9 protein-coding genes and 1 riboswitch are annotated in these 7481 nt (G+C 67.6%); of the genes, 7 read left to right on the plus strand and 2 right to left on the minus strand.

All coding sequences use genetic code 11. From position 1 onward, the window contains the following. Nucleotides 1-108: 108 nt before the first annotated feature. A riboswitch (SAM riboswitch) is annotated at nt 109-222 on the plus strand. Between the two features lie 34 nt (nt 223-256). From ACFQ50_RS24035 to ACFQ50_RS24055, 5 genes are all read left to right on the plus strand, one after another. Continuing rightward, nucleotides 257-1663: an aminotransferase class V-fold PLP-dependent enzyme gene (locus tag ACFQ50_RS24035; protein WP_377998132.1), complete on the plus strand. Its 1407-nt coding sequence runs from the start codon at nt 257-259 to the stop codon at nt 1661-1663. 96 nt (nt 1664-1759) lie between these two features. Beyond that, the gene (locus ACFQ50_RS24040) at nt 1760-2554 is read left to right on the plus strand and encodes a class I SAM-dependent methyltransferase (RefSeq protein ID WP_377998134.1); all 795 of its coding nucleotides are present in this window, start codon (nt 1760-1762) and stop codon (nt 2552-2554) included. 10 nt (nt 2555-2564) lie between these two features. After that, nucleotides 2565-3278 (plus strand): metal-dependent transcriptional regulator, encoded by a 714-nt coding sequence (locus tag ACFQ50_RS24045; protein ID WP_377998136.1) that lies wholly within the window; start codon nt 2565-2567, stop codon nt 3276-3278. Between the two features lie 6 nt (nt 3279-3284). After that, nucleotides 3285-3758: a fluoride efflux transporter FluC gene (locus tag ACFQ50_RS24050; RefSeq protein WP_377998138.1), complete on the plus strand. Its 474-nt coding sequence runs from the start codon at nt 3285-3287 to the stop codon at nt 3756-3758. Then, nucleotides 3755-4120: a fluoride efflux transporter FluC gene (locus ACFQ50_RS24055; protein WP_377998140.1), complete on the plus strand. Its 366-nt coding sequence runs from the start codon at nt 3755-3757 to the stop codon at nt 4118-4120. The genes ACFQ50_RS24050 and ACFQ50_RS24055 overlap by 4 nt, the downstream gene beginning before the upstream one ends. Here the strand turns inward: ACFQ50_RS24055 and ACFQ50_RS24060 are convergent. Beyond that, complete coding sequence (locus tag ACFQ50_RS24060; protein WP_377998142.1) at nt 4107-5495, minus strand: MFS transporter; 1389 nt, start codon at nt 5493-5495, stop codon at nt 4107-4109. The two genes, ACFQ50_RS24055 and ACFQ50_RS24060, sit on opposite strands and share 14 nt — an antisense overlap. A gap of 22 nt (nt 5496-5517) precedes the next feature. On the opposite strand from ACFQ50_RS24060, the gene ACFQ50_RS24065 reads away from it, so the two are divergent. Beyond that, on the plus strand, nt 5518-5880 hold the full coding sequence (locus tag ACFQ50_RS24065) for a hypothetical protein (RefSeq protein WP_377998146.1): 363 nt from the start codon (nt 5518-5520) through the stop codon (nt 5878-5880). A 91-nt stretch (nt 5881-5971) separates the two neighbouring features. Next, entirely contained in the window at nt 5972-6106 is a 135-nt protein-coding gene (locus tag ACFQ50_RS24070; RefSeq protein ID WP_377989966.1) for a hypothetical protein, read from the plus strand. A gap of 59 nt (nt 6107-6165) precedes the next feature. On the opposite strand, the gene ACFQ50_RS24075 is transcribed toward ACFQ50_RS24070, so the two are convergent. Continuing rightward, nucleotides 6166-7149: a S1C family serine protease gene (locus ACFQ50_RS24075; protein ID WP_377998144.1), complete on the minus strand. Its 984-nt coding sequence runs from the start codon at nt 7147-7149 to the stop codon at nt 6166-6168. Between the last annotated feature and the right edge of the window lie 332 nt (nt 7150-7481).

Genomic DNA, 7481 nt, shown 5'->3' on the forward strand with positions numbered 1-7481 from the left:
GCCGTCGTTTATTCGGCCGTGAGCCGCATATCCATGCTGCGTAATAATCCGCTTAACATTCCGAACCGGCTTTTTCATCGCCCCTCCGGATGTCCTAGTCTCGTAACAGGTCACGAGTGCCAGCGCTAAACCCCGGTTAGCTGGCCGGCAACCCTCCATTCGCGGTGGGGTGCCCCGGGTGACGACCAGGCCGATCCGGAACGGACCCGGCAAGCGCGGATCCCCGTCACACGGGGTCCTTTCTCAGTGAGGTCCCATGACGACTGCAATCATTTCCCCCACCACCGACGCTGGCGTGCTGGACGGCCGATTTGCCGCCGCAGGCCGTCCCCTGGCCGCCGTCACCGGCGCGGAAATCCAGGCTCCGCTGATCCAGGGCGGCCACGTCCGCTATGCCAACCTGGACTACGGCGCCTCCGCGCCTGCCCTGTCCGTGGTTTCTGCATACCTCAACGAGATCCTGCCGTACTACGCAAGCGTGCACCGCGGCGCGGGTTATGCCTCGCAGATCAGCACGTCCGTGTACGAGAACGCGCGGGACATCGTGCGGGAGTTCGTGGGCGGCCGCGCCGATGACGCCGTCATCTTCACCCGGAACACCACGGACTCCCTCAACCTCCTGGCCGGTTGCCTGCCGGTGGAGGAGCACCACCACACCGGTGAAGTGCTGTACCTGGACATCGAGCACCACGCCAACCTGCTGCCGTGGCAGGGCGTGCCGCACCGCAGCGTCGTGGCCTCGGAAACGCTGGAAGCGACCATCAGCAGCCTGCGCACCGAACTGGAGCACGGTGACGTCAGCCTCCTTGCCGTGACCGGCGCCTCCAACGTCACCGGCGAGATCCTTCCGATCCGGCGCCTCGCTGCGCTGGCCCACAAATACGGTGCCCGGATCGTGGTTGACGCCGCGCAGCTCGCGCCGCACCGGCGTGTGAACATCGCCGCGGACGACGTCGACTACCTCGCCTTCTCCGGCCACAAGCTCTACGCCCCCTTCGGGGCCGGCGTGCTGATCGGCCGTCCCGACTGGCTCGACGCCGGCAACCCCCACCTCGCCGGCGGCGGCGCTGTGAGCGAGGCCAGGCTCGACGGCGTCAGCTGGGCCACCGGCCCCGCCCGCCACGAGGGCGGCTCACCCAACGTGCTCGGAGCCGCCACCCTGGCCCGGGCAACCCAGGTCATCGCCGCCCTGGATCCGCAGAGCTGGCATGCCCATGAGGCCGCCATCCGGTCCTTCCTCGTCGAGGGGCTGCGCAAGATCGACGGCGTCACCGTCCACCAGATCTTCGAGGACAGCGACCCGGACGACGCCATTGGCGTGGTCAACTTCTCCTTGGAGGGTTACGACGCCGGCCTGGTGGCCGCTTACCTGTCGGCCGAACACGGCGTGGGACTCCGCGACGGCCGCTTCTGCGCGCACCCCCTGCTCAAGCGCCTAGGCCTGCCGTCCGGCTCCCTGCGCGCCAGCTTCGGCGTTGGGTCACGGCTCGAGGACGCCCAGCGGCTGCTCGCCGGCATCGAGGAGCTCCGCCGCTCCGGCCTCGGCTGGGACTACGTGGTGGACGCCGGTCGCTGGGTTCCGGCGAACGACACCCGCACCTACCCCGCGTGGGCACCCAACACCCCCGGCACCGCCGGCGCCGCCCCCTGCGTGCAGGACTAACCTCATTCCGTCCTGCCACGGCGGAGGTCCACGCCAGCGCTCCCTGTACGGTAAATTCGAAAGGTAATTTTCGACGTCGGACTAAGGAGACTGTGCGTGGCACGGGGCGGTCCCAAACTTCATCACGGACGGCGTCAGGAGCTCGGGCAGAGCTTCCAGGACGGCGGCGAGCATTACCACCGCGTCCGTCCCGGCTACCCTGCCGATTCCGCGGACTGGCTTATTGCGGCCGGGGCCAGCACAGCTGCCGACATCGGCGCCGGAACCGGTAAATTCACGGCCTTGCTGGTGGAACGCGGGCTGAGCGTCACCGCGGTGGACCCTTCCGCGGACATGCTGGAGCAGCTCAGCCGTGTCTTTTCGGGCGGTGACTACCCCCCGGTCCGGGTTCTGGAAGGGACCGCGGAGGAGACCGGACTGCCCGACGCGGCATTCGACGTCGTCAGCGTTGCCCAGGCGTGGCACTGGTGCGACCCCGCGCGGGCCAGCACCGAGATTTCCCGGATCCTCAAACCCCACGGGGTACTGGGCCTGATCTGGAACCAGCTGGACACCTCAGTGCCGTGGGTGCACCGGCTGTCCCGCATCATGCACGCGGGGGACGTCCACAAACCCGACTTCCGCCCCAAAGTCGGCCCGGAATTCACGTCCCTGGATAGCCACCTGACCCGTTGGGAGGATCCCGTCACCCCGGACGACATCCTCGAACTGGCCAAGTCCCGCAGCTATTACCTGGCGGCCAACGACGCCACCCGCGCCAAGGTCACCGGCAACCTGACCTGGTACCTGCACGAGCACCTGGGGCATGCCGAGGGCGCACTGCTGCAGCTTCCCTACCTCACCCAGACCTGGCGGGCTGTCAGGGCTGAACGCCGTGGTGGCAGCGGGTAGGCTTGACGCTGTGAAGACCAGTACGCCCTCCTCCTCGATCGAGGACTACGTTAAGGTCATCTATTCCTTCACGGAATGGCAGGACAAGCCCATCACCTCCACCCAGCTTGCACAGCGCCTCGGCGTGGCCAATTCCTCGGTTTCCGAGATGGTGCGCAAGCTCAAGGACCAGGGCTTGGTCCTCCACAAGCCCTACAGCGCCATTACACTCACGCCCGAGGGTGTCCGGCTTGCCCTCTCCATGGTCCGGCGGCACCGGCTCATCGAGACGTACCTGGTCAAGGACCTCGGTTACAGCTGGGACGAAGTCCACGACGAGGCCGAACAGCTGGAACACGCAGTCTCGGACACCTTCATTGAGAGGCTGGCAGCCCGCCTGGGCAACCCGTCACGGGATCCGCACGGCGATCCGATTCCCGCCGCAGACGGCACCGTCCGGATGCCGTCTGCCCACCGGATGATCGAGCTCGACGACGGCCACACGGGCAGGATTACCCGGATCAGCGACGAGAACCCGGAGCTGCTGCGTTACCTTGCCGCGGAAAAGATCAGCCTCGACGCCGACGTCGAGGTGCGCGGCCGCAAGCCCTTCGGCGGCGCACTCGTGGTCCGCATCGGCTCCCCCGGGACCAGCCGTGACGTTGACCTGGCCGACGAAGTGGCCTCCGCACTGTGGATCCACAGTGACTCCGCGCATCCCGGCTGCCGCATGGCCGGCCTGTAGGCACAGGTGCCTGCTCCCCTGGCCGGCCGCACCGGCACCGCCCACAAGACGGGGGCCGGCTACGGCTGGCGGGTCTGGACGGCCGTGGCCGCCGGCGGGCTGCTGGGCACGGAACTCCGGTACGTGCTGGGACTGCTGTTCCCGGACCAGCCAGGCGACCTGCCGTGGGCCACGCTGGGCATCAACGTCGTGGGCAGTTTCGTGCTGGCGGCCCTCACCACCATCTGGATCGCGCGGCCGCACACCGCGTTCTGGCTCCGCGCAGCCATCGGGCCAGGCGTGCTGGGCTCGTTCACTACCTTCTCCGCCGTCGTATTTTCCACAGACCAACTGACCCGTGCCGGGCTCCCCGGTCTGGGGCTTCTCTATCTGGGACTGTCTGTCGTGCTGGGGCTGGCGGCGGCCGCCGCCGGCTGGCGGACCGGCAAGGTGCTGGGCGCCCCTCGTGCTCTCCGCGGCACTGACGGGGTTGGACCGTGACGGCGCTCCTCGTGGGGCTTTTCGGCGTCGCCGGGGCCCTCCTCAGGTTCGCCGCGGACGGCTGGCTGGCGGGGTTCCCGTCCCCGCGGCGGCACTGGCCCTGGGCTACCCTGCTGGTCAATCTGGTGGGCTCGTTCGTGATCGGGCTGTCCGTGGGTGTCAGTTCGGTGTTCGGCCCCGAATGGCATTCTGCTGTGGCCACCGGGTTCGCCGGCGGGCTGACCACCTTCAGTTCCTGGACCACGGCCACGGTGCGGCTGGCCAGTGAACGGCGCTACCTTGCCGCCGCCTCAAACATCCTCGCCAACCTGGTGCTGGGGCTGGCTGCGGCCGCGGCGGGAATCGCGCTCAGCGGCGGCTAGCCGGCACGGGGTTGCGGATTCCGACGGCGGAACAGGCCGCACCCAGCAACAGCAGCGCGGCCGTGGCCAGTAGTGCGCGGTGCAGGCCCGGCGTCGTCAGGTCCGGACCGACGATGAAACCCGCAAACGCGATGCAGACCAGGCCGGCGATCCTCGAAACCGCATTGTTCACCGCGGAGCCCACGCCCGCCTGCTTCTCGGGCACGGATCCCAGGATGGCCGCCGTCAGGGGTGCCACCGTCATGGAAAGGCCGAGGCCGAAGACCAGCTGCCCGGGCAGGACCTGGCTCCAGTAGTTCAGGGCGCCGCCAACGGACAGTGTGAGCAGGAAGCCGGCCGCACACAGCACCGGCCCGGCAGTCATGAACCACCGCGGCCCGTACTTGCCGGCAAGGCCGCCGAAGAATGATGCCAACAGCATCAGGATCACGGTCGAGGGCAGCAGCGCCAGGCCGGCGGCGGTGGCCTTCATGCCGCCCACCTGCTGGATGTAGATACCCAGCGCAAAAAACCCGAGGGAAAACCCGCCGTAGATTGCGGCGGTGGCGATGTTGCCCCAGCCGAAGTTCCGGACCGCGAACATGCCCAGGGGCAGGAGCGGGGCGGCTGTCCGCGATTCGTGGATGAGGAAGGCCACCGTGGCCACGAGGCCTGCGGCCAGCGGCAGCCAGACCTGCAGGCTGCCCCACCCCGCGCTCCCCTGCTCGATGAGGGCATAGACCGGACCGCCAAGCGCAACGACGGCAAGGAGAGCCCCCGCAATGTCGATCCTGCCGGAAACGCCGGGTGCGGTGTCGGCCTTCCGCAACCTGGCCAGCACGGGCCAGATGGCCGCCGCCGGCAGGACGTTGACGAAGAAAATGACCCGCCACGAGAGCAGGTCCACCGACACGCCGCCGATCAGGGGGGCCACGATGGCGGCGGCACTTGTCCACGCCGACCATTTACCGATGGCCGCACCTTGGCTGCCCCTGTCGAAGTGGCTGACGATCAGCGCGAGCGAGCTGGGAACCAGCAGCGCTCCGGCCACGCCCTGCAGCCCGCGGCTCACCACCAGTATTTCGGCGGTCCATGCTGCCCCGCAGAGGACCGAGGTGAGGGCAAACCCGCCCAGCCCCCACTGCAGCACACGTACCCGTCCGAAGTGGTCCGACAGCGAGCCGGCCGCCAGGATAAGGGCGCCCAGCGTGAGAAGGTAGGCGTCCACCACCCACTGCTGGACGCGGAGGCCACCGCCGAGTTCCCTGCCGATGGCGGGCAGCGCCAGGCTGACGACGAAGCTGTCAAGGATCGCCATGAACGACGCCACAATCGCAACCGTCAGTACCTGTCGCTGGAGTCGCGTGGGCGCGGTGGTCTGGCTGGCATCGCTCATGACTTACCGTATCGTGGACTGGATGATCAGCAGACGTGATGCGGCAATTGCCCTGGATGTACCTCTGGAAATGGCCCAGCGCCACGGCATTCCCAAGCTTCTGACCGAAGCCCAGCTGGGCGAGCTGCTGGACAATCCGCCTGCCTGGCTCGTCCAGTCCCGCGCCAACCGGACAGGGAAAAGGCCGGTGTGGGTGCATCTCGTCTGCGCGGTCTGCGGTTACGAGGAGGCGGCCCGGCCCAAGAAGTGGTGGCCCGAGTTCACGTACGTCGTATGCGACCATCACCGCCCCTCCGAGGTTCCCCCGCCGGCGCCCGGATTCGTACGGAGCGAGTTCGACGGCGTGGGCACCAGGTTTGTGGGCATCGCCGACGTCACGGGCTGACAGGTGATTAGGGCAGTTACATTTGTGTGGGAACAGGCGTAATTTACGTAGGGAGGGGCACCCTCCTGCCCCTCGGACGAGGGAGCACGCCATGCCGGACAAGTCGCCGCACCAGCAACAGCAGAAAAAAGCGGGCAAGACCATCAAGCAGAAACGCGCGGACAAGAAGGCCAAGCACCCAATTGAGGGAGCCCCGGACCCTGTGGCGCATCTGAAGAAACGCTGATTGCCGGATTACACCGAACGGGGTGGCCAGGATTCCTTGGCCACCCCGTTTGCTTCTGTCTACCCCCAGTCCGCCATTTCGCCGGGAACTGCCGCGATGTCGGTGACGTGCCCGTCGCGGAGGACGGTTATGTTCATCGGGACGCCAATGGCCTCGGCGAACAGCAGTTTCTGCAGGCTCTCGGCGTTGCTGACCGCGCGGAAGCCTACCCGCAGCAGCACATCGCCGGTCCGTAGCCCTGCCTGCTCCGCCGGGGAGCCGGACAGCACCTCAACCACTCGCAGCCCTTCGCGCTGGCCCGTGCGGACCACGTCACTGGCCGCCAGGCGTATTGGTGTGCTCACCACGCCGAGGTACGCGCGCCGCACCCGGCCGTCCGACAGGAGCGCGGAGATTATCCGGCGCGACGTGCTGTTGATGGGAACGGCCAACCCCAGCCCGGCACCGGCCACCGCAGTGTTGATTCCCACGATCCGGCTTCGTGAGTCGGCCAGAGCCCCGCCGGAACTGCCGGCGTTCAGGGCGGCATCAGTCTGGATGACATCCTCAATGACCCTCCGGTTGCGTCCGGCCCAGACAGGGATGGCCCGTCCCAGTCCGCTCACCACACCTGCCGTCACCGAGCCCGAGAGCCCCAGGGGGTTCCCGACGGCAATCACCAGTTGCCCGACCTGCAGTGATTCGGCGTCCCCGAACTCCGCGGGCGCGACGTGCGGAGCACGGCCCCGGACCACGGCCAGATCGGACAACGGATCCGCGCCCACCACCTCGAGATCAGTACCGGAGCCGTCAGCGAAGACAGCGCGGCCCTTCTGGGTCCCGGCCACCACATGGGCATTGGTCAGCAGGTAGCCGTCCTCGGTGAACAGGACTGCTGATCCGGCGCCGACCCGAAACCGTCCGTTTCGCCGGTTCCCCGTCATCTCGATGGCAGCCACGTGGGGTGTGACGGTTCTGGCCACCCTGATGACCGTCTCCGAATAGGAGTCAAGGGGCGCGCCGTCGTCGACGGGACCCGGTTCGTTTGCAGCCGCCGTGGACATGGCATGCCTCCCTACCGCTGATTTCGAATCGCTGGATTCGTGATACCTGTCACAACTCCGCCGGCGGGGTGGGTAGTCCCGCGCTGGCTACGCCGTGGGTGAACAGCTGCGGCTGCCGTGGCCGGGATCAGCAGCTTAAACGAAGAACGCCCGGACCGAGGTCCGGGCGTTCTTCGTCAACAAGGCAAAAGAAACCCCGGAAACTCGAGGTTTCCGGGGCTCACTCTTGTGGAGATGGGGGTGTGTGATCTCAGGACATAGGCGACACATGTCCCGGGACATGCACGACAGCTGATACACGACACGTGTCCCGGGACATCGGCGACGCTTTT

Source organism: Arthrobacter sp. NPDC056493, assembly GCF_042795115.1.
Taxonomy (GTDB): domain Bacteria; phylum Actinomycetota; class Actinomycetes; order Actinomycetales; family Micrococcaceae; genus Arthrobacter.

What these genes read in the sequence shown, in the direction of transcription:
- ACFQ50_RS24060 (WP_377998142.1), bottom strand. Translation starts at nt 5,495, where the DNA reads ATGAGCGATGCCAGCCAGACCACCGCGCCCACGCGACTCCAGCGACAG.
- ACFQ50_RS24070 (WP_377989966.1), top strand. Translation starts at nt 5,972, where the DNA reads ATGCCGGACAAGTCGCCGCACCAGCAACAGCAGAAAAAAGCGGGCAAG.
- ACFQ50_RS24035 (WP_377998132.1), top strand. Translation starts at nt 257, where the DNA reads ATGACGACTGCAATCATTTCCCCCACCACCGACGCTGGCGTGCTGGAC.
- ACFQ50_RS24065 (WP_377998146.1), top strand. Translation starts at nt 5,518, where the DNA reads ATGATCAGCAGACGTGATGCGGCAATTGCCCTGGATGTACCTCTGGAA.
- ACFQ50_RS24075 (WP_377998144.1), bottom strand. Translation starts at nt 7,149, where the DNA reads ATGTCCACGGCGGCTGCAAACGAACCGGGTCCCGTCGACGACGGCGCG.